This is a genomic window from Lentzea flaviverrucosa (genome assembly GCF_003350445.1).
Taxonomy (GTDB): domain Bacteria; phylum Actinomycetota; class Actinomycetes; order Mycobacteriales; family Pseudonocardiaceae; genus Lentzea; species Lentzea californiensis.
Map to the genome: position 1 here is coordinate 148668 of NZ_QQAU01000002.1, position 22520 is coordinate 171187.

Sequence of the window (22520 nt, forward strand, 5' to 3'; positions counted from 1 at the left end):
GTGCGGGCGCGCGAGAGCCGAACGGCAGCCCAGTTTCACCCGGATGGACTAGTAGGCGCCGTGCACGAGGTTGCGCGGCTGCTCCCCCGCGGCGAACCGGGCGATCTCCGCGGCGGCGATCGCGTAGGCGCGTTGCGTGTGCCCCGTGCAGGACCCGGCCACGTGCGGGGTGAGGAACAGGCCCGGCGCGGTCCACAGTGGATGATCGACCGGCAGCGGTTCGGGATCGGTCACGTCGAGGGCCGCGCGCAGTCGCCCGGAATTCAGTTCGGCGAGCAGTGCGTCCGTGTCCACGACGGGGCCTCGCGCGCCGTTGACCAGAATCGCGTTGTCCTTCATCGCGCCCAGGAACTTGGCGTCGACGAGGTGGTGGGTCTCCTCCGTCATCGGCGTGAAGACGACCACCGCGTCGAACTCCGGGAGCAGCTGCGGCAGCTCGTCCTGGCCGTGCACGCCTTCGCGGGCGGTGCGCCCGACCAGGGTCGCCGTCGCGTCGAACGGTTCGAGGCGGCGCTTGAGCTGCTCGCCCAGGTCACCGGCGCCGACGATCAAGACCTTCTTGTCCTGCAAGGTGTCCGTGAGGTGGTAGTCCCAGCGGCCCTCGGCCCTGGCCCGCTCGAAGACGAGGAAGTCCCGGTAAATCGCGATCAACGCGCCGATGGCCCACTCCGCCGTGCTGCCGCCGTGGGCGCCCCTGCAGGTGGAGAGCAGCACGCCGTCCGGCACCTTGCCGACGAAGTTCTCCGCACCGGCGCTGAGCAACTGCACCAGCCGGAGGTTCGGCAGCTGTGCGAACACCTCGCGCGGGTCGGTGCCCGCGAGGAACCGGGGGATCAGCACCTCGGCGTTCTGGGCGTCAGACGGCAGCGGCTCCCCCGGCACGTAACGAACCGGCCGGACACCGTCCACCTGGGACAGCGCCTGGACTCCGAAATCATCTGGCACGAGCACGGTGAGCGTCACCCCTGCAAAATACGTCAGAATGTTCGTCATGCGGGAGCACGACATCGTCGCTTGGGACGGCACGAAGATCCGGACCTGGGAGGTGCCAGGTGGGGGAACACCTGTGCTCCTGTGCCCCGGTGTGGGTTCGGGCCCCGAAGCGTGGCCGTCGCTGACCGACCGCGGCGGCCTGCTCAGCTGGTACATGCGCGGAACGATGGGCTCGGACCGCCCGGTCGACGAGCGCAACATCTCGCTGGACGACCACGTGTCGGACGCCATCGCCGTGCTGGACGACGCGGGCATCGAGCGGTGCGTCGTCATGGGCTGGTCGATGGGCGTGACGGTCGCGGCCGAGCTGGCGTTGCGTCATCCGGAACGGGTGGCGGGCCTGCTGCTCGTCGCGGGCGCGCCGGGTGACTCGTTCGACGCCATGCTGCCGCTGGTGCCGAAGGCCGTGCGCCGGTTCGTCGGGCTGACGAGCACGAGGTTGCTGCGACAGGCCGGTCCGGTGCTGGACAAGGTGCTGCACCGCGTCCCGGTGACGGACGCGACGACGTTCCTGTTGCGGCACAGCGGCGTGATCAAGCCTTCGAGTGACCCGGCGGCCGTCGGGCAGGCGGTGAGCCGGTTCCTGCAGCACGACTGGCGCTGGTACTTCACGCTGGCGCTCGCGCTGGGCGCGACGCCGCGCCAGGACCTCGCCCCGATCGTGTGCCCGGTCACACTGCTGGCCGGTCGTGACGACGTGCTGGCGACGACGGAGAGCATGTCCGGGCCCGTCAGCGCGCTGCCCCAGGCGCGGCTGCGGGTGCTGCCGTGCAGCCACTACCTGCCGCTGGAGGCGCCCGAGGTGGTGAGCGCCGAGCTCGACCTGCTGCTCGACCGCGTCCGGTCGGTCGACTTCGCCACTTCCGAGAAGTTGACTTCGGGCTCACGGCCCCGCACCTAACCTGGGAGTCGTGGTTCGTTCCGTAGCGTTGCTGACCGCCGTCTGCCTGCTGGCAGGGGGCTGCGCGAGCTTTCCCGACGAGCCGGCGCCCACGCAGTGGAGCGCGCAACCACAGCTGACCCCGCAGGCGGGCCCGAAGCCGGAACTGCCGGGCGAGTACCGCCCGACGCCGGGCGACCCAGGCCGCAACCCGGCGCCGCAGAGCGTGCCGCCGCCGCAGGGCTGCAAGGACTACCACCCGGCCGTCGTGGCCACCTGCCTCAACACCGTCACGGGCGTCGCCCCGATCGGCGCGGACGCCAAGGGCGGCGTCGCGGCGTACGCGACCGAACGCGGCGGACGCCTGCTCAAGGTCACCAAGGACGTCGACCCCGTCGTGGTAGCCCAGCTGGAGGTCGACGCGTCGACCGACGGTGGGCTGACCGGCCTGGCGCTGTCGGCGACGTTCGCCGAGGACCAGCTCGCGTACGTCTACGTGACGACCGCGACGGACAACCGGGTGCTGCGCATCGCGCCCGGCGACTCGCCCAAGCCGATCCTCACCGGCATCCCGAAGGGCCCGTCGGGCAACCGGGGTGTGCTGGCGAGCGACCGCAAGGGCGCGATCCTCGTCGCGACCGGTGACGCCGGGAACCCCGCGCTGGCCGCCGACCCGAACTCCCTGGCCGGCAAGGTGCTGCGGATCGACGGCTCCGGCCAGCCCGCCCAGGGCAACCCGACGGCCGGCAGCACGGTCGTCTCCTCCGGACTGCGGCTGCCCGGCGGCCTGTGCGTCTCGGCCGACACCTCGAAGATCTGGGTGACGGACTGGGCCGCGAGCGGCGACGTCGTCTACCGCGTGGCGCCGGGCAAGCTCGGCGAGGTCGCGTGGGCGTGGCCGGACCGGCCCGGCGTGATGGGCTGCTCGTCGTACTCGGACCAGCTGTCCGTGGCGACGTCCAAGACGCCCGGCTACCAGTCGTTGTCGATGAACGCCGCCGGTGCCTTCACGGGCAAGCCGGAGATCGCGATGGCCGAGGACGGCTTCGGTCTGCTCGGGCCGATGGAGATGCTGAACGAGTCGGCGTCGCTGGTCGGCACGGTCAACAAGGCCGGTGGCACGCCGGTGTCGTCGGACGACCGGGTCGTCATCATCGTGCGCCCGAACAACGGCGGCGGCACGAAGGACTGAGGTTCTAGGAGAGGGCGAACTGCTCTCCTCCGGCGCGCCACCACCGCGCGTAGACCTCGCTCTCCTCGACCAGCTTCAGGTAGCCCGTGGCGACCTGGTCGCACAGGTCGTCGATCCCCTCCGCAACTGGTGCGTCCGTGCGCCAGGCCAGCACGACCTCGCGCACCAGCGGGTTGCCGGTGACCGGCAGGCGCGCGACGCCGGGCGGGGTGCCGCCGACCGGGTAGAGCGGGCAGACCGCGCCGGACTCCCTGATCAGCGTCAGCGCGACGTGCGCCTCGCTGCTGAAGTGCGCGATCCGCTGCTCGAAGCCTGGCGCTGATCCAGCAGCGGCTCGACGGTGACGTGCCGACCGGCTTCAACCACTTCGGGTTCCAGGTGGACGACGTCGCGCCGTACCTGGAGACGCTGGAACCGCGGCCCGCGTTGAGGGGCGGCGACCGGCCGTTCGCGGAGTACCGGGCGATCGACCCCGAGGGCAACTGGTTCGACCTGTCGGCGCACGGCTTCCTGCCGCCGGGGGTTTCGTAGATCCGGAAACGGGAATCCTTGAGCGGGGTATTGCAAGAGGGGCGAGGAAGGCTGTCGGGGCCTTCCCCGCCCCTCTTGGTCTTAGCCGGCGCTCCAGAACAGAGCGCGCGCGACCTGCGCGTACAGGCCCTTCGGGTGGTTGCGGAACATCGGCTCGGTGCCGAACAACACCACCTTCGCGCCGTTCGCCGCTATTCCGGACACGACCGCCGCCTGACCCGCGGCCGCGTCCTGGCCACCGGTGCCGTTGTCGCGTGCGTGCCAATGGCCCGCGGCGATCACCGTGCTGCCGTAGCGCTGTTCGACCGTCACGCCCGTGCCGAGGTTCGTGAACCACTGCGGTGAGTAGACGAACGAGTGCGGCAACGCGTTGGCGCCGACCGGACCGGTGCCGTTGACGACGTTCACGACGCCGTTGGCGTCCTCCCACCCAGCGACCGGGGTGGCCTGCAGGAGCTTGGCGTCGGTGTTGAACCTGCTGCCCGTCGCACCGCGCGTGACCACACCGCCGCGCTTGAGGAACTCGTCGAGCGCGGTCTTCGCGGCGGCGTTGAGCTGCGTGTAGTTCAGGCCCGCGCCCACGTACAGCGCGTCGATCCGCGACCAGTCGAAGCCCGCGTTCAGCACCGCCGTGGAGATCGTGCGGACGTCGAAGCCGGACTCGCGCAGCACCTGCAGCTCGTCGGCGGAGACGGCGGCCGCGACCACCTTGCGCTGCAACGCCTCGCCACCGGCCTTGGCGGTGGTGAAGCGCACGCCGTAGCGGTCGGCGACCTCCTTGGCGGCGGCTCTCTCCCGTGCCGGGACGACGATCGTGCCGTCGTCCTGGCGGCGCAGTTCAAGCCCGCGCGACAGCAGGTCGTTGACCGCGTTGACGTCCTTCTGGTCGGTCAGGCCGAGGGCGAGGTCTGCCCCCGGCGCGGCGTCGACGGCGCCGGTCGGCGCGGCCGCCGTGACGGGCTTGCCGTCGAAGCGGAGCTGGCCGCCGCGGTGGATCTCGACCGACGCACCCCACAGCAGGCGGTGGCTCCAGCCGGAGATGTCGTACATGACCGGCGCCTTGTCGGAGATGTCGCTGCCCTGCTCCAGCATCACGTTCGCGAGGCCGCGCTTGGGCTGGTGCATGTCCACGACGTACGACCCGGCCGGATAGCGCTTGCCGCCCAGTGTGAACGGCCGCTCCGCGCGTTCGACCCGGACGTCGTGCCGGACGAGCTGGTCGACGAGCCGCGCGGCGGCGGGTGCGGACCGGTCGTTCGTGATCACGTAGGCGCGCGGGAACTCCGTGCTGAAGCGGTCCTCCGGTCCGAAGCCGGGCACGAAACCGTCCGGGATGTACCGCTGCTTCTCACCGGCGGCGCCGCGGCGGAACATCTCCGTCTGGTTCTCGATCAGGCTGCGCCGGTTGTCGTCGACGTAGTCGAGCGTGGTCTTGATGGTGGCCTCGACAACGTCCGTGTTGATCTTCGAACGCCGCTGCAGCTCCGTCACCGGCAGGGTGTCGTAGTCGCCGCGGTTGACGCGCATCGGGATCTCGATCGTGTACGAGACGGCACCGTGGTACATCGCGTACTGCGCGGTGTAGATCGGCGCCCAGCCGTCCCACTCGCCGACGGGGTAGTCGCGGAACGGGATCTCCGGCTTCGCCGCCTCGGGGTGCCCGAGCGCCTGCACGGCCTTCTCCATCAGCAGGCCGTTGGCAAGGCCGTGCTTGATGTACAGGTCGAAGTCGTAGTTCTGGCCGTGCGGCGGCGTGGTCGGCTCGATCAGCGTGTTCGCCACGTAGCCGTGCTCGTCCAGCATCATCAACGGCTGGGTGCGCTCCACCACGTCCTGCATGGCCCGGTTCTCGGGCTGGGAGCTCGTGACGAAGTCGCGGTTGAGGTCGAAGCCGGCGCTGTTCGCGCGCGTGCCGGCGACGCGGCCGTCCGGGTTCGCCGTGAGGTTGAAGTAGACCCTGCTGCGCTGCAACAACTTCTTGGTGTCCGCGTCGTTGCTCGTGGCGAGGTGCTCGATGACGCGCAACGCGCCGTCGGTGCCCTCCCACTCGTCGCCGTGGATGTTGTTGTTGATCCAGATCGGCGCCTTGTACAGCCCCGCCGGGACGTTGCGGCCTTCCTCGACGGTGGCGCGGAACCGTTCCTGGATCCGGGTCTCCGTGGCGCTCTCCGGCGCCGTCAGCGTGACGAGGTACAGGTCGCGGCCGAGCCCTGACTGGCCGACGACCTCGACGGAGATCCGGTTGCTCTTCTGCTGCAACGCGTTCAGCTTGGGCGCCAGCGAGTGGTACGGCGCCAGGCCGAGCTTGATGGACTTGTCGGCCGTGTTCTCCGGGTACGTCCGCAGCGTCGTCCGGCGCGGGTAGCCCTGGTGTCTGTCGGCCTGGTTCTCCCCCTGGGCCAGCACGGACTGCGCCTGGAAAGCGTTGTCCAGCGTGGCGACTTCGTTGCGCTCAGGCCCGTTGCCGGGCTCTCTATCCGGGCTCGACGGTTGCGCTGTTCCAGGTGCAGGGGCCGCTATCACCGCGGCGGCGGCCAGGAGAACAGCGAGCAGAGTTCTGCGCATGCGGTCGTTTCTCGCACAACGGCCCGCGTATCGACTAGAGCCGATAGGCGGGCCGTTGCATCCCCTCGGTCCAGACCAAGATGGCACAACTAGGAGAGAAGTTCACCAAGCACCTTCGCAGCCAGCGTGGAAGTCACCGCTGACCAGCGACTTCTCGCCGTACGACCACTCGATCGGCCTAGCCGGACCCCAGGCAGAGGAACGGCCGGCGGAACGGGTCCTTCGCCATCGCCTCAGCGAGTGCCACCGCCGGCGCGGCCCCGGCCACCAGCGCCCGGTGGTAGTCGGCCATCGCCGCGGCACTGGCCTCGTCCCCGACCTTGCTGGCCGCTGCGACCACGGTCCGCGTGCCTCCGGCCAGCATCGCGCCGGCGAACCCGAGCGCCTCGTCACCAGGCCTGATGCGGTTCAACGCCAGGGAGCAGGCGGCCAGCACGACGTGGGCCGGCGGCTTCTTGAGCCTGCCCAGTTCGTGGGCGAACAACGGTCCGTCGACCAGCTCAAGACGGGAGAACAACGCGTTCTCGGTCTCGTGTTCGCCGTGCGCGGCCACGTGGACGAGGTCGGCTCCGTCGAGGTGCGCGAGCACATTCCCCGCGGTCGCGTCATCACCGGAGAGTACGGTGGCTTTGGCGTGACAGGCAGCGAGGCGGTCGAGCTCGCCGTCCGCGAACTGCAGGCTGGGCCCCCTCACCAGCAGCACCTGGTCGGTTCCCGGCTTGGCGGCCTGGGTCGCGGCCAGCCATGCCGTGGCCGAAGGCGCCGTCACGATCGGGCGGCCGTGCAGATGCGGAAGCACGCCCCAGGGCACGGCGTAGAGCGAACCTGTCGGCACCACCACCAGCTCTCGTTCACCGATGAGGTGCTTGAGCGGCTTGATCAGGAGCTCGTCGAGCCGATCCGCCTGCCTGCGTGCGGAGCCGCCGATGACCGCGACCAACGGCGGTGGCAGGTGGTCCGGAGCCAGTGCGTTGAGGTCGAAGTGCAGCTTCTGGGCACTCTCCAACGCCTCGCGCGCGTCGCCGAGCCTGACCAGCCGAACTTGGCCGCCCGCGACGACCACAGCGACGATCCCGTCTCCCGAGACCACAAAGCTGACCATGGCCCGCTCGCCCAACTCGGTGACGATCTCGCTGATGCCCGCCATCGGACGCGGCCTGCCCCAGCGCTGAGCGCTCCAGCCGAGGCGATTCGCCTCACGCTGGGCCTTCGAGAGCTTGGCGCGCAGGTCCGCGGTCGGTCTTCCGTCGAGACCAGCTCGCATCAGGTCGCGGCCGAGACCTCGCACTTCGACGATCCGCTCAGCCAGCTCCGGGTTCTCGATGTCCTCCAGCGGTTCGTAGCGGTACGTCTGCGCTCGCGTCCGTTCCAACCACACGAACAACTGGCGCGCGGCATTGATCTCCAATGCCAGATTGACAGCGAGTTCACCCAGTTGACGCCCGTGCACAGCGGTTGCCGACACCAGCTCGAGTCCGCCGAGCTGATCGCGGACCTGGCCCAGTTCCTCAAGCCCCTTGCGCGCGTGCAGCAACGCCGATCGGCGATTTCCCTTGGCCAGCGCGAGTTCGGCGAGCACCAGTCTCCGCTGCATGCGGTGGTCGATCGGGGTGACGGCTCGCGGACCCGGTAGCTGACGCAGCAGCTCTTCTCCGTCGCCTAGCCTGCCCCTGCGGACCTCGAGACGCGCCGCGAGCAGTTTCGCCAGCCTTGCCTCGTCGACGAGGTGGTTGGCCGCGAGGTGCCCGGACAGCGTGAGAGCTTTCTGCGCCAGGGTGTTCGTCACGCGCTTGGCCTGCATGGCGTGCGCCCAGAGTTCGATCAGGGCGGCCATCATCCACCACGTGCTGCCGCGCTTCTCCAGCTTGCGCATCGAGGCCTTCGCCATCCGCCGCGCGAGGTCGAGCTCACCATCCAGCAGGGCCGCCGAGGCCCGGAACATCTCGACCTCGGCTATCTCCTGCCCGAACTTGTGCGTGCGCATCATGGGCAGCGCCTCGTCGAGGTGCTTACCGGCCTCATCGGACAGACCGATCATGAGCATCGTCTCGGCCTGGTCCAGCTGCAGCCGGGCGAGCCGCTCAGGCTGGTCGTCGGCGCGGAAGATGCGCTCCGCTTTCCTCGTAGCGGCGAAGGGCCTCCGCCAGATCACCGCTCTGTTTGTGGACGTTGCCGAGCGCATGGACCGCGAAGGGGTAGTACTGCGGCAGGTTGTGCTCGCCGCCGATCTTGATGACCCTTTCCAGGTCCGCGATCGCGGGGTCGCGCTTGCGGACTGCCGCGTAGGCGAACCCCCGGTTGAGCAGGCAGGAGACCAGCCCCTGGGTCAAGCTGGGATCGTGTCCGCCCAGCTGGATCTCCTGCTCCGCGTAGGAGATGTACCGGCTGAACCACTCGACCGCCTGGTCCGGTTGTCCCAGGCGCATGACCATGAGGCCCTGGTTGCCGTCGACGCTGCCGTGCAGCCGTGCCCGCAACGCCGCGGAGGGAATGGTGTCGATCTCCCGGCGTGCTTGGTCGAAAGCCTCGACCGCGACACCCATGCCGCTGATCTCACCCTGGCAAAGGCCGAGGGTGTACATGATGCGTGCGCGCAGTTCCGCGCGTTCAGCGGTGGCGTCCGCACGTTCGGTGTGCACGAGAGCACGCTTGAGAAGCCGGATGGCCGACGGAAAGCGGAACTTCGCTTGCTCGGCCCACCCTCTCTGATACGACTCGCGTGCCCGGTCCAGAGCACGAGCAGGCATGTGATGATCACACCACACCCTGGTGCACGCCGCTGTCCGCCAACCAGGGGCACGCCCAGTTGACGGACAGAACACGCACGGTTACACAACCTCGAACTTGGGGCAACCCGGCTGGTGCGGCATCTTCAGGAGAGGCATACCAGGACCCCCGCCACAGCACATCGGCGTGACTTCGGGGTCTTCCTTCTTGTCCGGCTTCGGCACCTCGGTCGGCGGCGCCGGAATGGGGTCCGGCTCGACGACCGGCGTGCCCTCGAGCACGGACTCGGCTTCCTGAACGACCTCGGTCGCGGCCACGTCGAAGTTCTCGCGCTGAACAGTCATGAGGATTCCCCCCTCGTTTGGACTATTACGTCTCATCCCCCCAGATGAGTTGCAACGAGAGAGTGACACACACGGCTACACGCATACGTCTCATTTAGCTAACAGCCACTCAGACGGCCTAAGATCACAAAGGGCCACCTGCACGAACAGGTGACCCTTTGTGATTTTTATGGCCAATGTGTATCTACGAGCAGCGTGCGAGCACGATCTCGCGCACGCGCGCGGCGTCGGCCTGGCCCTTGGTGGCCTTCATGACCGCGCCGACGATGGCGCCGGCCGCCTGGACCTTGCCGTCGCGGATCTTCTGGGCGACGTCCGGCTGGGCCGCGAGGGCCTCGTCGACGGCCTTCTCGAGCGCCGAGTCGTCCGAGACGACCTTGAGGCCGCGCTTCTCGATGACGTCTTCCGGGGAGCCTTCGCCCTCCAGGACGCCGTTGACGACCTCGCGGGCGAGCTTGTTCGTCAGCGTGCCCGCGTTCACCAGCTCGATCACCTTCGCGACCTGCGTCGGGGTGATGGCGAGGTCGGTGACCTCGACGCCCTTCGAGTTGGCCTGCTGCGCGAGGTACGACACCCACCAGGAGCGGGCCTCGTCCGGCTTCGCGCCCGCCTCGACCGTCGCGATGATGACGTCCAGCGCGTTGGCGTTGACCAGGTCGCGCAGGACCTCGTCGGTGAGGTTCCAGTCCTTCTGGATGCGCGCGCGGCGCTCCCAGGGGAGCTCGGGCAGGGTGAGGCGCAGCTCCTCGACCCACTCGCGCGACGGCGCGATCGGGACCAGGTCGGGCTCCGGGAAGTAGCGGTAGTCCTCCGCCGTCTCCTTCTTGCGGCCCGGCGACGTCGAACCCGAGGACTCGTCGAAGTGACGGGTCTCCTGGGTGACCTCGCCGCCGGACTCGAGCACCGCGGCCTGGCGCGTCATCTCGAAGCGGACGGCGCGTTCGACGCTGCGCAGCGAGTTGACGTTCTTGGTCTCGGTGCGGGTGCCCAGGGCGCCGGTGGTCTTCGGCGACAGGGAGACGTTCGCGTCGCAGCGCAGCGAGCCCTGGTCCATGCGGACGTCGGACACGTCGAGCGCCTTGAGCAGGTCGCGCAGCGCCGTGACGTACGCACGGGCGACCTCGGGCGCGCGCTCCTTGGTGCCCGGGATCATCTTCGTGACGATCTCGATCAGCGGCACGCCGGCGCGGTTGTAGTCGAGCAGCGAGTGCTCGGCACCGTGGATGCGACCGGTCGCGCCGCCGACGTGCAGCGACTTGCCGGTGTCCTCCTCCATGTGCGCGCGCTCGATCTCGACGCGAATGACCTCGCCGTCGTCCAGCGTCACGTCGAGCCAGCCGTTGAACGCGATCGGCTCGTCGTACTGCGACGTCTGGAAGTTCTTCGGCATGTCCGGGTAGAAGTAGTTCTTCCGCGCGAACCGGCACCACTCGGCGATCTCGCAGTTGAGCGCGAGGCCGATGCGCATCGCGGACTCGATCGCCTTGGCGTTCACCACCGGCAGCGCGCCCGGCAGGCCGAGGCACGTGGGGCAGGTGTTCGTGTTCGGCTCGCCGCCGAACGTGTTGGCGCAGCCGCAGAACATCTTCGTGTTGGTGTGCAGCTCGACGTGCACTTCCAGGCCCAGGACGGGGTCGTACTTCTCGATGACCTCGTCGTAGTCCATCAGCTCAACCAGAGCGGTCATGCCAGGTCGTCCTTCCGCAGAGCACGAACGGCCAGCGCCGCACCGGTGATCGCCACGGCGATGCTGGCGATCGCGTTCGCCAGGGCCAGCTTGTCGTTCTTGGCCCGCGCGTTCCGGAAGCCCGAGAACGCGCCGGCGGCACCGGCCACGGCACCCGCGAGACCGAGGAGACCGCGTGCCTTCTTGATGTTCACAGCGACGGACCTCCGAACGCGCCGCGCGCGGCCTCGTACGCGGCGGCCACCCGGTACATGCGGTGGTCCTGCAGCGCCGGAGCCATGATCTGCAGGCCGACCGGCATTCCGTCCTCGTCGGACAGACCGCTCGGGACGCTCATGGCGGGGGTGCCCGCGAGGTTCGCGGGGATGGTGCAGAGGTCGGCCTTGTACATGGCCATCGGGTCGTCCGCGCGCTCGCCGATCTTGAACGCCGTGGTCGGCGTGGTCGGGGAGATGAGCACGTCGAACTTCTCGAACGCCTTCGCGAAGTCCTGCGTGATCAGCGTGCGGACCTTCTGCGCCGAGCCGTAGTACGCGTCGTAGTAACCGGACGACAGCGCGTACGTGCCGATCATGATGCGACGCTTGACCTCCGGGCCGAAACCGGCCTCTCGGGTCAGCGACATGACCTCCTCGGTGCTGCGCGTGCCGTCGTCGCCGACGCGCAGGCCGTAGCGCATGGCGTCGAACCGCGCGAGGTTCGACGAGCACTCGCTCGGCGCGATGAGGTAGTACGCCGGGAGCGCGTAGTCGAAGCTCGGGCACGACACGTCCGCGATCTCCGCGCCGAGCTCCTTGAGCTGCGACACGGCGGCCTCGAAGCTGCGCAGCACGCCCTGCTGGTAGCCCTCGCCGGTGAACTGCGTGACGACACCGATGCGCAGGCCGGACAGGTCACCGCTCAGACCCTCGCGGGCAGCGGCGACGACCGGCGGCACGGGCGCGTTGATGGACGTGGAGTCCATGTGGTCGTAGCCCGCGATGACCTCGTGCAGCAACGCGGCGTCGAGCACCGTGCGCGCACACGGACCGGCCTGGTCCAGAGAGCTGGAGAACGCGACGAGGCCGTAGCGGGAGACACCACCGTAGGTGGGCTTCACGCCGACGGTGCCGGTGACGGCGCCGGGCTGGCGGATCGAGCCACCGGTGTCGGTGCCGATCGCGAGCGGCGCCTGGAACGCCGCGAGCGACGCGGACGAGCCACCGCCGGAGCCACCGGGGATGCGGTCGAGGTCCCACGGGTTGTGCGTGGGGCCGTACGCCGAGTTCTCGGTCGACGAACCCATGGCGAACTCGTCCATGTTCGTCTTGCCGAGGATGACGACGCCGGCTTCCTTGAGCTTGCGCGTCACCGTGGCGTCGTAGGGCGGGATCCAGCCTTCGAGGATCTTGGAACCGACCGTGGTCGGCACGCCCTCGGTCGTCATGACGTCCTTGAGCGCCAACGGCACGCCGGCGAGCGGCGAGACCTGCTCACCGGCCTTGACGGCCTCGTCGACCCTGCGGGCCTGCGCGAGCGCGCCCTCGGTGTCGACGTGCAGGAAGGCGTGGACCTTCCCGTCGGTCTCGGCGATGCGGTCCAGGTGGGCCTGGGTGACCTCGACGCTGGAGACCTCGCCGCTGTGGATCTTCGCGGCGAGTTCCGCCGCGGTCGCGTGGATCAGGTCGTTGGTCATGCTTCCTCACCCAGGATGCGGGGCACGCGGAACCGGCCGTCCTCGGCCTCAGGAGCGCCGGAGAGCGCCTGCTGCTGACCGAGGCTCGGACGGACCACGTCCTCGCGGAAGACGTTGGTCAGCGGAACGGCGTGCGACGTCGGCGGGATGTCGGCCGTGGCGATGTCGCCAACCGAGGCCACCGACTGGAGGATCACGTCGAGCTGTCCGGCGAACAAGTCGAGCTCGTCCTCGGTAACAGCCAGCCTGGCGAGCTTCGCCAGGTGCGCGACCTCGTCGCGGGAGATGCTGGGCACTCCTGTCAACCCCCGTAGGGTCGGGATACGAATCGGGAACCCCGTGAGTCTATGGGCTGGTCAGGCGCGCCTTCGAACGGGTTACCGCCTCTGTGGTTGACCGGCACGTCAACTTAACCGTTCCGCAACGCGGACAGCAGGTCATGCGTTGACGATGCGTCTGCGAGAATCACCGACCGGCAACGGCGCAAGACGCGGGGTCTCGCGCACGAGCTATGGAGGCGTTCACCTTGTCGTTCCTGATCCGGGTCCAGCTCCCGGACCGTCCCGGCACCCTCGGCGCGGTCGCAACGGCTTTGGGCGAGATCGGGGCGGACATACTCAGCGTCGACGTGGTGGAGCGCGGTTCCGGCATCGCCATCGACGACCTCGTGGTCGAACTGCCGTCCGGCCGCCTGCCGGACACCCTGATCACCGCCGCGGAGTCCATCGAGGGCGTCGAGGTCGACGCGGTGCGCCCCTACGCGGGCATCCTGGACACCCATCGCGAGCTGGAGCTCGTGGAGGAGATCGCCGAGGAGCCCAAGAAGGGCCTCGAGATCTTCACCGAGGGCGTCCCGAAGATCATCCGCGCCGGCTGGGCCATCGTCGTCGGGCCGAAGGGCCCCGGCATCACCCGGCTGACCGCGTCGTCGGCCGCCCCGGAGACGCGGATGGGCGACGTGCCGTGGTTCCCGCTGGAGCGCGCGACCGTGCTCGACGGCGAGGAGGAGTGGGTACCGGAGACCTGGCGCGAGCTGGGCACCGAACTCGCCGCCACGCCGCTGGGCAAGCCGGACCGCGTGCTCGTCGTCGGCCGCCCCGGCGGCCCGATGTTCCGCGCGGCCGAGGTGGCACGTCTGGCGCACCTGGCCGGCATCGTCGCGGTGGTGCTCCCCGACTAGCTCGGAGCCCTCGACCGCTGCCGCCTGCGGGCCAGCGCGACCAGTTCGGCGTTGTTCCTGGCCCGGCGGCCGTCGGGCAGGTGCAGCGTGTCCTCCAGCCCCATGCGCACGTGGTGCTCGAGGAGCGCGGCGTAGTCGAGGACCGTCCAGGCGTCGGCGTCCCTGCCGTGCAGCAACACCGGCAGGCCGAGCGGTTCCACCTCGGCGAGCAGGCTTTCCGCCGTCTCGCGCGTCGCGGTCACCGTGACCCGGCTGACGCCCTTCGGCAGCTCCGTCAGCAGGCCAGGGGACGCCACGACGAGCTCGACGCGGACGTTGACCCGGTGCAGGGCCTCGGCGAGGTCCTGCCAGCCGGGCCGGCCGACGTGCACGCAGGCGATGTCCGGCCGCCCCGACGCGAGCGGCGCCCAGCTGCCGATCAGCCTGCCCTGGTCGCCGGGAACGTCGGTGGACACGCTGATCTCGATACCGGGCACGGCGGCGCGGACGGTGGCGATCGTCGTGGCCACCTCGGGCCCGACGAGCGTGAGCGCGCCGATGACGTCCCGCGGGTGGATGTGCACCGACGTGACGCCGAGCGCGGCGACGTCAGCCGCGTCCTCGGCGAGGCGCTCCGGGGACAACGGCAGGGCCGGGTGCTCCTCGGCTGTGCGGGAGCCGTTCAGACAGGCTTGCAGCACACCTCATACGGTCCCACACAATCCTCCTCGCGGGGTTGCTCCAAGGGTTAGTTTGGTCTTCATGCGACTGGCCTTGGTGGTGGCACAGGAGAACGGCCTGGCGATCGGTGATCTGGCGCTGGGGGTGGGCGGCTTGCTCGCGGTGGCCGCGGTGGTCGTCGTCATGCTCAAACGACGCAAGCCATGACTCGTACTGCGGAATACCGGATCTGACTCCAGAATCTGCCGTGATCGCCCCACCTCTGGAGGTATGAAGATCATGGCCATCACCGTGAACCTCGACATGCTCCTCGACAAGGCCTACGAGAACCTCCCGCTCACCGAGATCCTGGACGCCCCGGTCGACGCGCTGCAGGGCGTGAGCCCCGGCGACGCGGAGAAGCTGAAGGCCGCGTTCAACATCAAGACCGTGCGGGACCTGGGCACCAACAAGTACTTCCGCGCGGCCGTGACGTTGCTGGACCTGGAGACGACGGCTCGTTAGAGCACGATTCGGCAGTGGACGAACGCCGTCTTCTCCGCGACCTGGTCGTAGAGCCCGCGGGCGGTCTCGTTCCACTCGCTGGTGTGCCAGTAGACGCGGCAGCAGGCCTGCTGCTCCGCCCAATCCGCCACCGCCTCGATGAGCGCGCGGCCGACGCCTCGGCCGCGTGCCTCGGGGGCGGTGAAGAGGTCCTGCAGTTGACATCCTCTCCGCCCTAAAGGACGAAGATTCCCTCCACGCTGCGCGTGGATCGCGCGGCGTCCGGGCGGGTTACCGTTTCACGGCGCGGTGCCAGCACGAGTGCTGGTCTTACCTGCGCTCCACGGTCGTTTGGGCTCTCCGCCTGTCCGGCGGCGAGCACGTTCTTGGCGGCGTTGATGTCCCGGTCATGGACGGCACCGCACGGGCACGTCCACGACCGCACGGACAGCGGCTTCGGCCCGTCGATACGTCCGCACTCCGAGCAGGTCTGCGAGGTCGGCAGCCATCGGTCGATCCGGGCGAACCCGCGTCCGTATCGGGCCGCCTTGTACTCCAGCATGCTGGAGAAAGCCGCCCATCCGGCATCGTGCACGGACTTGGCGAGCCTGGTGCGCCCCAGACCGGCCACGCACAGGTCCTCGACGTACACCGCTTGGTTGTCGCGGATGATCGCCGAGGACAGCTTGTGCTGCCAGTCCCGCCGCGTGTCAGCCACCTTCGCGTGCGCGCGGGCAACCTTCACGACGGCCTTCCTGCGATTGCTGGAGCCCTTGACCTTGCGGCTCAGCGACTTCTGCAGTCGCCGCAGCCTGCGCGCCGCCTGGCGCAGAAACCTCGGCGCCGCCACCTTCGTGCCATCCGAGAGCACCGCGAAATGCGTCAGACCCAGGTCGATACCGACCTCGGAACTGGCTGCCGGCAACGTCTCGTCCTGCTTCGACGCGACGACGAACGAGGCGAAGTACCGGCCGGCCGCGTCCTTCACGATCGTCACCGAGGATGGTTCGGCGGGCAGCTCACGCGACCAGCGCACATCCAGATCACCGATCTTCGGCAACCGCAGCCGCCCATTTCCCAGCACCGCAAAACGGGCATTGCGGGTGAACCGGATCGTCTGCCGGTTGTCCTTACGCGACCGGAACCGAGGCGGCGCCACCTTCCGTCCCTTGCGTGTGCCCGTGACCGAGGCGAAGAAGTTGCGATACGCGACGTTGAGATCCGCCAGCGCCTGCTGCAACACCACAGCCGACACCTCACCCAGCCACGCCCGCTGCGGCGTCGTCTTGGCCAGGGTGATGACCCGCTTGGACAACTCCCCGTCCGACAGGTACGGCACGCCGTTCCCGTGCGCCGTCCGGCGTGCGTGCAGCGCGTCGTTGAACACCACCCGCGCACAACCGAACGCCCGCGCCAACGTGTCCCGCTGACCTGGCGTCGGACAAATACGGAAGTTGTACCGCAACTGCACAGCAGCATTCTATTCTGCTGGTTTCATGGAAAATCCAGTTGGTGTTCGCACTGACCGACACTGTGTTTTCGCGCTTCACACGCATTTGGTCTTCGTGACGAAGTACCGGCACACCGGTGTTCAGCAACCGGCACCTGACCCGGCTGTACGAGATCATGCGGGCGGTCTGCGCCGACTTCGAAGCGGAACCGAACGAGTTCAACGGCGAGACCAACCACGTCCACCTGCTGGTGAACATGCCGGCCAAGGTCGCGATATCCAAGCTGGTCAACTCCCTCAAAGGCGTCTCGTCCCGCCGCATGCCCCAGGAATTCCCCGAACTCGCCCGCCATCACTGGCGGGCACAACGCCTAGAGCACGCCCGGCCGAGAGCGGTTTCCCCGCGCGGACCTTCACCACCGGGCTGAATCCCGGCGCACTAGCCCGCACTTCGGCAGCAGACCTCCGGGCCGGACGTGCTGGGGTGCTTGAAGAAGTGCGTGATGCCGGCGAGGGTGCCGTCCACGCGGGCGCATAGGGCGTGGATGTTCTTGTTCGCCTGGAACGCTTCCCACTTCTCGTCGTAGGTTTCCGCTGGCAGTGTGCGTTCGTAGAAGGTGTTGTAACCCTCGAAGAGCTCCTGCCACCTGGCTCGGTCCGCGGGTTCGAGTGGGCCGATCGCGATCATGTTGATCCTTTCTGCGGTCACCCGGTTGGATGACCCCCGTGTCGACGACCCTCAGCACCGAGCTGCTGCTGCACCGAGCGGGTACCAAGTCGTACTGGCGCGGCCTGACCTACCGCGAAGCGGTGCTGTCCCTGCGGGTGCACAGCCGGCACGTGGCAGCGCGGGTGCGGGGTGGTGACGAGGACGCGTACGCGGTGCAACTGTCGTGGTCGGGGACTCATCTGGTGGGGGCGTGCAGCTGTCCGCACGGGTCCGAGGGGTTCTTCTGCAAGCATTGCGTGGCTGTCGGGCTGGTGTTGCTCGACCGGGGCGAGACGGTGCCGCCGCCGGACGCCGAGGACGTGGAACTCAAGGACGTGCTGAGAACCCTGCCGCCCGAGGTGCTGCGCGAACTGCTGTACGAGCAGGCGGCGGGTGACCCCGAGCTGCGGGCGCGGATCATGTCATCGCGCTGAGTGGATGCCGCAGAACTGCGTTTCCGGCGGAACCTTGCACACGGAGCCCGGTGGGTGCATCGCGGCCGCCAGCGTCCAGCCGGCGGGGGTGCGGTCGAAGATCAGGACGTGGCCCATGCCGAACGCGCTGTGCGTGACGCCGCCTGGCTTGGCGAAGTGCAGTTCGGTCACCTCCTGGACGTGGACGACGACACTGCCGTCCTGAGCCACCACGACCCGCTTCAGCTCGGTGCCGACCTTCGCGTGCGAGTAGGCGCCGAAGGTGGAAGTGCCGTACCGGGCACGGCGGTCGGCCAGCCTGGCCTCGTCGATCTGCAACTGGGCCGCGAACGCCTCCGTCGTGGGCACGCCGAAGCCCGGTGCCTGCGGGCGGGTGGTGATCTTGTCCGCCCGGCGTTCGAAGTAGCGCTGGGTCAGAGCCTCCAACTGCCGGCGGTCGTTGTCCGGCAGGTGCGCCGGTGCCGCCGAGGCAGCCGCCGGCAACACCGGTACGAGCAGCAGAAAGACCCATCTCATTCGCGAACCCCCATCCGCGGCAGTTGTCCTGTTGGACGCACGGCCGCGAACGCGGGTTGCTCAGAGCGGCGTTCCGCACGCGTACGCCATCAGGTTCACGCCCGGCAGCGGCGCCCAGTCCCGCTCCGGCAGCCGCGTGAAACCCAGCCGCTCGTACAACCGGTGCGCCGCGAGCATTTTCTCCGACGACGACAGGACGACGTGGGTCGCGCCCGCCGTACGCGCCTTGTCGAACACCGCCCGCACCAGAGCTTCGCCGACGCCACGGCCGCGCGCCGCCGCCGACACCGCCAGCATGCGGAATTCCAGCTCGCCCGGCCGTGAGATCTCCGCGTACGGCGTGCCGGGGCGCACCACCGTCACTGAGCCCAGGACGGTGCCCGACTCGTCTTGAGCGACGAGCAGTTCGGCGTCGCGGAAGCGGGACTCGGCGTCCGCGAGGACGCTCGCGTAGTTGTCATGGGCACCCACTACGCCGTCGGCGACGTAGGCCTCGAGCGTGACGGAACCGACCGCCTGCAGGTCGGCCTCCGTCGCCGGGCGGATGATCAGGTCAGCCATCTGCGCCTTCTTCCACTGAGCCGTCTTCGACCGGAAGGGCCACCTCCCGCGCCGCGTCGGGGCCCTGCTCCAGCAGGACGCGGAAGCCGGCCTCGTCGAGCACCGGCACCTTCAGCGAGATGGCCTTGTCGTACTTGGATCCTGGCGAGTCGCCGACCACCACGAAAGCGGTTTTCTTGGAGACCGAGCCCGCCGCCTTGCCGCCGCGGGCGAGGATCGACTCCTTGGCCGAGTCGCGCGAGTACTCCGTCAGCGAGCCGGTGACCACGATGGACAGGCCTTCGAGGTTGCGCACGATGGACGCGTCGCGCTCGTCCTCCATCCGCACGCCCGCGGCTCGCCAGCGCTCGACGACGCCTTGGCGCCACTCCGTTTCGCGCCACTCGACCACGGCCGTCGCGATGGTCTGGCCGACGCCCTCGGCGCCGGCGAGGGCCTCCTCCTCGGCCTCGAGGATCGCGTCCATCGAGCCGAACTGCTGGGCCAGCGCGCGGGCGGCCGTCGGGCCGACGTGGCGGATCGACAGCGCGACCAGCACCCTCCACAGAGGACGCTCCTTCGCCGCCTCCAGGTTGTCGATCAGCTTCAGCGCGTTCGCGGACAGCTCGCCGTTCTTCGTCGTGAAGCGCTCGACCTGCCGCAACGCCTCGGCGTCGAGGTCGAACAGGTCGGCCTCGTTGGTGTAGACGGTGGACTCGGTGATCGCCGCGGCCGCCTCGTAGCCGAGCACCTCGATGTCGAGCGCGGCGCGGGAGGCCAGGTACGCCAGGCGTTCGCGCAGCTGGCCCGGGCACGTCTCCGCATTGGGGCAGCGGATGTCGACGTCGCCCTCCTTCATGGGCCGAAGCACCGAGTTGCACTCGGGACACCTCGTCGGCATCTCGAACTCGCGCGCGTCGGCCGGGCGCGCGGCCAGCACCGGGCCGAGCACCTCGGGGATCACGTCGCCCGCCTTGCGGATGACGATGCGGTCGCCGATCAGCACGCCCTTGCGCTTGACCTCCGACCCGTTGTGCAGCGTGGCCCGCGCGACCGTCGAGCCGGCCACCTTCACCGGCTCCATCACCGCGAACGGCGTCACCCGGCCGGTGCGGCCCACCTGGACCTGGATGTCGAGCAGGGTGGTGGTGGCCTCCTCCGGCGGGTACTTGTACGCGATGGCCCACCTCGGGGCACGCGACGTCGTGCCCAGGCGCCGCTGCAGCGACACCTCGTCGACCTTGACCACGAGGCCGTCGATCTCGTGGACCGCGTCGTGCCGGTGCTCGCCCCAGTACTCGACCTTCCTGCGCACGTCCGCCGGGTCGGTGAGCACCTCGGTGTGCGAGGAGACCGGCAGGCCCCACGACTTCAGCGCCTCGTAGGCGAGCGACTGGCGGGCGGCGTCGAAGCCCTGGGTCTTGCCGATGCCGTGGCAGATCATCCGCAGCTTGCGCGAGGCCGTGACCTTGGGGTCCTTCTGCCGCAACGACCCGGCGGCGGTGTTGCGCGGGTTCGCGAACGGCGGCTTGCCCTGCTCGACCAGCGAGGCGTTGAGCGCCAGGAAGTCGTCGACCGCGAAGAAGACCTCGCCGCGCACCTCGACCAGGTCGGGCACCGGGTACTCGGCGGACCCCTTCAGCACCACCGGGACGTCCGCGATCGTGCGGACGTTCAGCGTCACGTCCTCGCCCGTGCGGCCGTCGCCGCGGGTGAGCGCCCGCGTCAGCCGGCCCTTCTCGTAGAGGAGGTTGATCGCGAGGCCGTCGATCTTCAGCTCGCACAGGAAGTGCGTGCCGATGCCGATCTCCTTGCCGACGCGCTCGAACCAGCCCGTCAGCTCGTCCTGCGCGAAGACGTTGTCCAGGCTGAGCATGCGCTCCAGGTGGTCGACCGCCTTGAACTCGGTCGAGAACGTGCCGCCGACGAGCTGCGTCGGCGACTCGGGCGTGGCGAGGCCGGGATGCTCGGCCTCCAGCGCCTCCAGCTGCTTGAGCATCGCGTCGAACTCACCATCGGTGACGATCGGGTCGTCCAGCACGTAGTAGCGGAACTGGTGCGAGCGCACCTCTTCCGCGAGCACGGCATGCCGCTCGCGCACCTCTGCGGGGACGTCTTCAAGGCTCTCGCTGGTCACGTCCCACAGCTTAGTGACCAGGTCCGACAGTTCTCAGCGCTCCGCCTGCCCGGCGAGTTCGCGCACCAGGGACCGCAGCTCCAGCAGGCTGATCGTGCCCTGCGGCTCCAGTTCCGCGGTCTCCACGCGCCGCAGCCGTTCCCCCGCCAGCCGCTCGCCCAGAGTGACGTCGAGGGGCAGGAACGTCATCGTCTGCCGGTGCTGGTCGCTCAGATCGGCCAGCGCCGGGTGGTAGACCGCGACGTCCACGACGTCACCGTCGACCTGGGCCACCACTCGGTAGTCGCCCAGCCGCATCCGCACCTGGCCGAGGTTCACGACCACCTCGGTCGGGTCGGGCACCGGCGGCACGGAGTCGTGGAACTCCCACACCATGTCCGACGGTGGCGCGGCGTTGATCCACGCATCGGTGTACGGGCGCAGCCTCGGGTCTTCCTGGCCCGTGATCACCAGCGCGTACATGGCCAGGTGGCCCTGTTCGAGCGAGAACACCAGGTCTGGGTGCAGCCCGCTCACCAACTCGTTGAGCTCGTCCTCGACGCGATGGGGTTCACCGTCGCCGAGCGCCGCGCTGACCACGGGTACCAGCTCGAACCACCGTTCCCAGAAGCGTTGTGCCGCTTCCTCGGCGGTCGGCAGGTGGGTCGGGGCGACCTCTTCGGCTTTGCGGCGGCGGAACCACTTCATGATTCTCAAGAGTAGAGCTTGCGTCCGTCCGCCAGCATCTCAACGAACTGAGCGATGCGCTTCTGCCGTGTCTCCGGCCTCTTCGCGTCGTGGATGCGCAGCAGCACGGCGTACCTGTTCTGGCTGTTGAGCGTCTTGAAGAACTCGGCTGCCTTGGGGTTGGCCGCCAACGCTTCGGTGAGGTCGTCCGGCACCTCGATCGTCGCCGGTCCCGCGTAGGCCGCGTCCCAGCGTCCGTCCGCTTTGGCCTTCTCGATCTCGGCGAGCCCGGCGGGCAGCATCTTGCCGGCCGCGATGAGCTCCTCGACCTTGGCGCAGTTGCGCTTGGACCACTTGCTCCGTGCCGTACGCGGCGTCCAGCGCTGCGAGTAGTAGGTCTCGTCGATCGACCGTGTGAGTCCATCGATCCACCCGTGGCACAGGGCGATGTCGAGCGCCTCGCCATAGGTGATCGTCTTGATCCCCGAGGCCTTCTTCGCGTACTTGAGCCACAGCTCGGTCTCGTTCGCGCCGTTCTCGTGCAGCCAGGCGTCGAACTCGGCGGGACCTTCGAAGACGATCAACGCACCCTCCTCAGGCACAGCGTCATGTCCTCATAGGGAACACCGAGTTCGGCCTGTTCGGGGCAACTTTCCTCAGCTATGTCGACCACTTGCACGTTCGCCCGTGGCGCGGCGCAGTCGAACTTGGACACCACGGACCTCTGCAGGTCGTCGGTGTCGAGCTCGAAGCAGTCGCCGCGCTCGGCGTTGGGCAGCAGGCACAGCGCCGCGTTGTGCCTGGTGTCGCGCAACACCTTGTAGTCGCCGCGCGGACATTTGCCGCTCGTCTCGGTCAGCACGGTCCCGACCTTCAGCGCGGCGCGGCCGCCCCGGCAGTCGACGACCGTGAGGCCCTGGTCGTTCTCGCCGGGACCGCTGAACTTCACGCAGCTGCCTTCGGCCGCCTTGGAGTAGTCGGTGAGGAGCAGGGACTCCGGCGCCGACTGGGCGGGTTCGTCGGTTCCGCTGAACGCCCACCCCACGCCGAGATAGGCCAGCACGGCAAGTACGCACACCATCAAGGTCTGTCTCACGACCACGCTGCGGAGTATGGCGGCGGAAACCGGGTGGCGCGCGGCGACGGGTTTG

Annotated in this window: 28 protein-coding genes; 8 read left to right on the forward strand and 20 right to left on the reverse strand. The window is 69.0% G+C overall.

Going from position 1 to position 22520, the window contains the following annotated elements; translation table 11 throughout:
* Positions 1-48: 48 nt before the first annotated feature.
* The gene (locus DFR72_RS06785) at positions 49-993 is read right to left on the reverse strand and encodes a 2-hydroxyacid dehydrogenase (RefSeq protein WP_090066486.1); all 945 of its coding nucleotides are present in this window, start codon (positions 991-993) and stop codon (positions 49-51) included.
* On the opposite strand from DFR72_RS06785, the gene DFR72_RS06790 reads away from it, so the two are divergent.
* Both DFR72_RS06790 and DFR72_RS06795 read left to right on the forward strand, forming a co-directional pair.
* On the forward strand, positions 992-1894 hold the full coding sequence (locus DFR72_RS06790; RefSeq protein ID WP_245982602.1) for an alpha/beta fold hydrolase: 903 nt from the start codon (positions 992-994) through the stop codon (positions 1892-1894). The genes DFR72_RS06785 and DFR72_RS06790 overlap by 2 nt on opposite strands.
* A 10-nt stretch (positions 1895-1904) precedes the next feature.
* Positions 1905-3065, forward strand: a complete 1161-nt coding sequence (locus DFR72_RS06795; RefSeq protein ID WP_245982604.1) for a PQQ-dependent sugar dehydrogenase — start codon at positions 1905-1907, stop codon at positions 3063-3065.
* A gap of 4 nt (positions 3066-3069) precedes the next feature.
* Here DFR72_RS06795 and DFR72_RS45370 read toward each other — a convergent pair whose 3' ends face one another.
* Positions 3070-3231: a hypothetical protein gene (locus DFR72_RS45370; protein WP_170176160.1), complete on the reverse strand. Its 162-nt coding sequence runs from the start codon at positions 3229-3231 to the stop codon at positions 3070-3072.
* A gap of 179 nt (positions 3232-3410) precedes the next feature.
* Between DFR72_RS45370 and DFR72_RS06800 the strand changes: the two genes are divergently transcribed.
* Entirely contained in the window at positions 3411-3596 is a 186-nt protein-coding gene (locus DFR72_RS06800) for a VOC family protein (RefSeq protein WP_090066488.1), read from the forward strand.
* An 81-nt stretch (positions 3597-3677) separates the two neighbouring features.
* Here the strand turns inward: DFR72_RS06800 and DFR72_RS06805 are convergent, their stop codons facing one another.
* The 8 genes from DFR72_RS06805 to gatC all read right to left on the reverse strand — a co-directional run bounded on the left by DFR72_RS06805 (position 3678) and on the right by gatC (position 12890).
* Complete coding sequence (locus DFR72_RS06805) at positions 3678-6161, reverse strand: M14 family zinc carboxypeptidase (RefSeq protein ID WP_090066489.1); 2484 nt, start codon at positions 6159-6161, stop codon at positions 3678-3680.
* Positions 6162-6339: 178 nt separating this feature from the next.
* On the reverse strand, positions 6340-8313 hold the full coding sequence (locus DFR72_RS06810; RefSeq protein WP_170176161.1) for a CHAT domain-containing protein: 1974 nt from the start codon (positions 8311-8313) through the stop codon (positions 6340-6342).
* Positions 8243-8800, reverse strand: a complete 558-nt coding sequence (locus DFR72_RS06815) for a tetratricopeptide repeat protein (RefSeq protein ID WP_147290324.1) — start codon at positions 8798-8800, stop codon at positions 8243-8245. Before DFR72_RS06815 ends, DFR72_RS06810 begins: the two co-directional genes overlap by 71 nt.
* A 189-nt stretch (positions 8801-8989) precedes the next feature.
* Positions 8990-9232 carry a hypothetical protein gene (locus DFR72_RS06820; protein WP_090066491.1) on the reverse strand — a complete coding sequence of 81 codons (243 nt, stop codon included), beginning with the start codon at positions 9230-9232 and terminating at the stop codon, positions 8990-8992.
* A 184-nt stretch (positions 9233-9416) separates the two neighbouring features.
* Positions 9417-10919, reverse strand: coding sequence for an Asp-tRNA(Asn)/Glu-tRNA(Gln) amidotransferase subunit GatB (gene gatB / locus DFR72_RS06825; protein ID WP_090066492.1), 1503 nt, complete (start codon positions 10917-10919; stop codon positions 9417-9419).
* Positions 10916-11113: a hypothetical protein gene (locus DFR72_RS06830; protein ID WP_307790108.1), complete on the reverse strand. Its 198-nt coding sequence runs from the start codon at positions 11111-11113 to the stop codon at positions 10916-10918. Before DFR72_RS06830 ends, gatB begins: the two co-directional genes overlap by 4 nt.
* Complete coding sequence (gatA, locus tag DFR72_RS06835; RefSeq protein WP_090066493.1) at positions 11110-12594, reverse strand: Asp-tRNA(Asn)/Glu-tRNA(Gln) amidotransferase subunit GatA; 1485 nt, start codon at positions 12592-12594, stop codon at positions 11110-11112. The genes DFR72_RS06830 and gatA overlap by 4 nt, the downstream gene beginning before the upstream one ends.
* Positions 12591-12890: an Asp-tRNA(Asn)/Glu-tRNA(Gln) amidotransferase subunit GatC gene (gene gatC / locus DFR72_RS06840; protein ID WP_030467875.1), complete on the reverse strand. Its 300-nt coding sequence runs from the start codon at positions 12888-12890 to the stop codon at positions 12591-12593. Before gatC ends, gatA begins: the two co-directional genes overlap by 4 nt.
* A 230-nt stretch (positions 12891-13120) precedes the next feature.
* Here gatC and DFR72_RS06845 point away from each other — a divergent pair, with 230 nt between their 5' ends.
* Entirely contained in the window at positions 13121-13774 is a 654-nt protein-coding gene (locus DFR72_RS06845) for an ACT domain-containing protein (protein ID WP_170176195.1), read from the forward strand.
* Here the strand turns inward: DFR72_RS06845 and DFR72_RS06850 are convergent.
* Positions 13771-14454 (reverse strand): 3-keto-5-aminohexanoate cleavage protein, encoded by a 684-nt coding sequence (locus DFR72_RS06850; RefSeq protein WP_090066495.1) that lies wholly within the window; start codon positions 14452-14454, stop codon positions 13771-13773. The genes DFR72_RS06845 and DFR72_RS06850 overlap by 4 nt on opposite strands.
* Positions 14455-14515: 61 nt before the next feature.
* On the opposite strand from DFR72_RS06850, the gene DFR72_RS47435 reads away from it, so the two are divergent.
* Positions 14516-14641 carry a hypothetical protein gene (locus DFR72_RS47435; RefSeq protein ID WP_256239403.1) on the forward strand — a complete coding sequence of 42 codons (126 nt, stop codon included), beginning with the start codon at positions 14516-14518 and terminating at the stop codon, positions 14639-14641.
* 72 nt (positions 14642-14713) lie between these two features.
* Positions 14714-14938 carry a hypothetical protein gene (locus tag DFR72_RS06855; protein WP_090066770.1) on the forward strand — a complete coding sequence of 75 codons (225 nt, stop codon included), beginning with the start codon at positions 14714-14716 and terminating at the stop codon, positions 14936-14938.
* Here the strand turns inward: DFR72_RS06855 and DFR72_RS06860 are convergent.
* Both DFR72_RS06860 and DFR72_RS06865 read right to left on the reverse strand, forming a co-directional pair.
* Positions 14935-15189, reverse strand: a complete 255-nt coding sequence (locus DFR72_RS06860) for a GNAT family N-acetyltransferase (protein WP_090066496.1) — start codon at positions 15187-15189, stop codon at positions 14935-14937. The genes DFR72_RS06855 and DFR72_RS06860 overlap by 4 nt on opposite strands.
* Positions 15153-16388, reverse strand: coding sequence for an RNA-guided endonuclease InsQ/TnpB family protein (locus DFR72_RS06865; protein ID WP_090066497.1), 1236 nt, complete (start codon positions 16386-16388; stop codon positions 15153-15155). Before DFR72_RS06865 ends, DFR72_RS06860 begins: the two co-directional genes overlap by 37 nt.
* A 116-nt stretch (positions 16389-16504) precedes the next feature.
* Here DFR72_RS06865 and tnpA point away from each other — a divergent pair, with 116 nt between their 5' ends.
* The gene (gene tnpA, locus DFR72_RS06870; RefSeq protein WP_211335351.1) at positions 16505-16795 is read left to right on the forward strand and encodes an IS200/IS605 family transposase; all 291 of its coding nucleotides are present in this window, start codon (positions 16505-16507) and stop codon (positions 16793-16795) included.
* 11 nt (positions 16796-16806) lie between these two features.
* On the opposite strand, the gene DFR72_RS06875 is transcribed toward tnpA, so the two are convergent.
* On the reverse strand, positions 16807-17055 hold the full coding sequence (locus DFR72_RS06875) for a hypothetical protein (RefSeq protein WP_090066498.1): 249 nt from the start codon (positions 17053-17055) through the stop codon (positions 16807-16809).
* A gap of 38 nt (positions 17056-17093) precedes the next feature.
* On the opposite strand from DFR72_RS06875, the gene DFR72_RS06880 reads away from it, so the two are divergent.
* A complete protein-coding gene (locus DFR72_RS06880) occupies positions 17094-17510 on the forward strand; it encodes an SWIM zinc finger family protein (RefSeq protein ID WP_090066499.1) in 417 nt (138 codons plus the stop codon).
* Here the strand turns inward: DFR72_RS06880 and DFR72_RS06885 are convergent.
* From DFR72_RS06885 to DFR72_RS06910, 6 genes are read right to left on the reverse strand one after another with little or no spacing between them, the layout of a single operon-like run.
* Positions 17499-18026: a hypothetical protein gene (locus tag DFR72_RS06885; RefSeq protein WP_090066500.1), complete on the reverse strand. Its 528-nt coding sequence runs from the start codon at positions 18024-18026 to the stop codon at positions 17499-17501. The two genes, DFR72_RS06880 and DFR72_RS06885, sit on opposite strands and share 12 nt — an antisense overlap.
* 60 nt (positions 18027-18086) lie before the next feature.
* Complete coding sequence (locus DFR72_RS06890; RefSeq protein ID WP_090066501.1) at positions 18087-18587, reverse strand: GNAT family N-acetyltransferase; 501 nt, start codon at positions 18585-18587, stop codon at positions 18087-18089.
* A complete protein-coding gene (gene ligA / locus DFR72_RS06895; RefSeq protein ID WP_245982607.1) occupies positions 18580-20703 on the reverse strand; it encodes an NAD-dependent DNA ligase LigA in 2124 nt (707 codons plus the stop codon). Before ligA ends, DFR72_RS06890 begins: the two co-directional genes overlap by 8 nt.
* A gap of 33 nt (positions 20704-20736) precedes the next feature.
* On the reverse strand, positions 20737-21390 hold the full coding sequence (locus tag DFR72_RS06900) for a hypothetical protein (protein WP_090066503.1): 654 nt from the start codon (positions 21388-21390) through the stop codon (positions 20737-20739).
* Positions 21391-21395: 5 nt separating this feature from the next.
* The gene (locus tag DFR72_RS06905) at positions 21396-21953 is read right to left on the reverse strand and encodes a YdeI/OmpD-associated family protein (RefSeq protein WP_211335352.1); all 558 of its coding nucleotides are present in this window, start codon (positions 21951-21953) and stop codon (positions 21396-21398) included.
* Positions 21950-22471 (reverse strand): LppU/SCO3897 family protein, encoded by a 522-nt coding sequence (locus DFR72_RS06910; protein WP_143086739.1) that lies wholly within the window; start codon positions 22469-22471, stop codon positions 21950-21952. The genes DFR72_RS06905 and DFR72_RS06910 overlap by 4 nt, the downstream gene beginning before the upstream one ends.
* Positions 22472-22520: the final 49 nt, after the last annotated feature.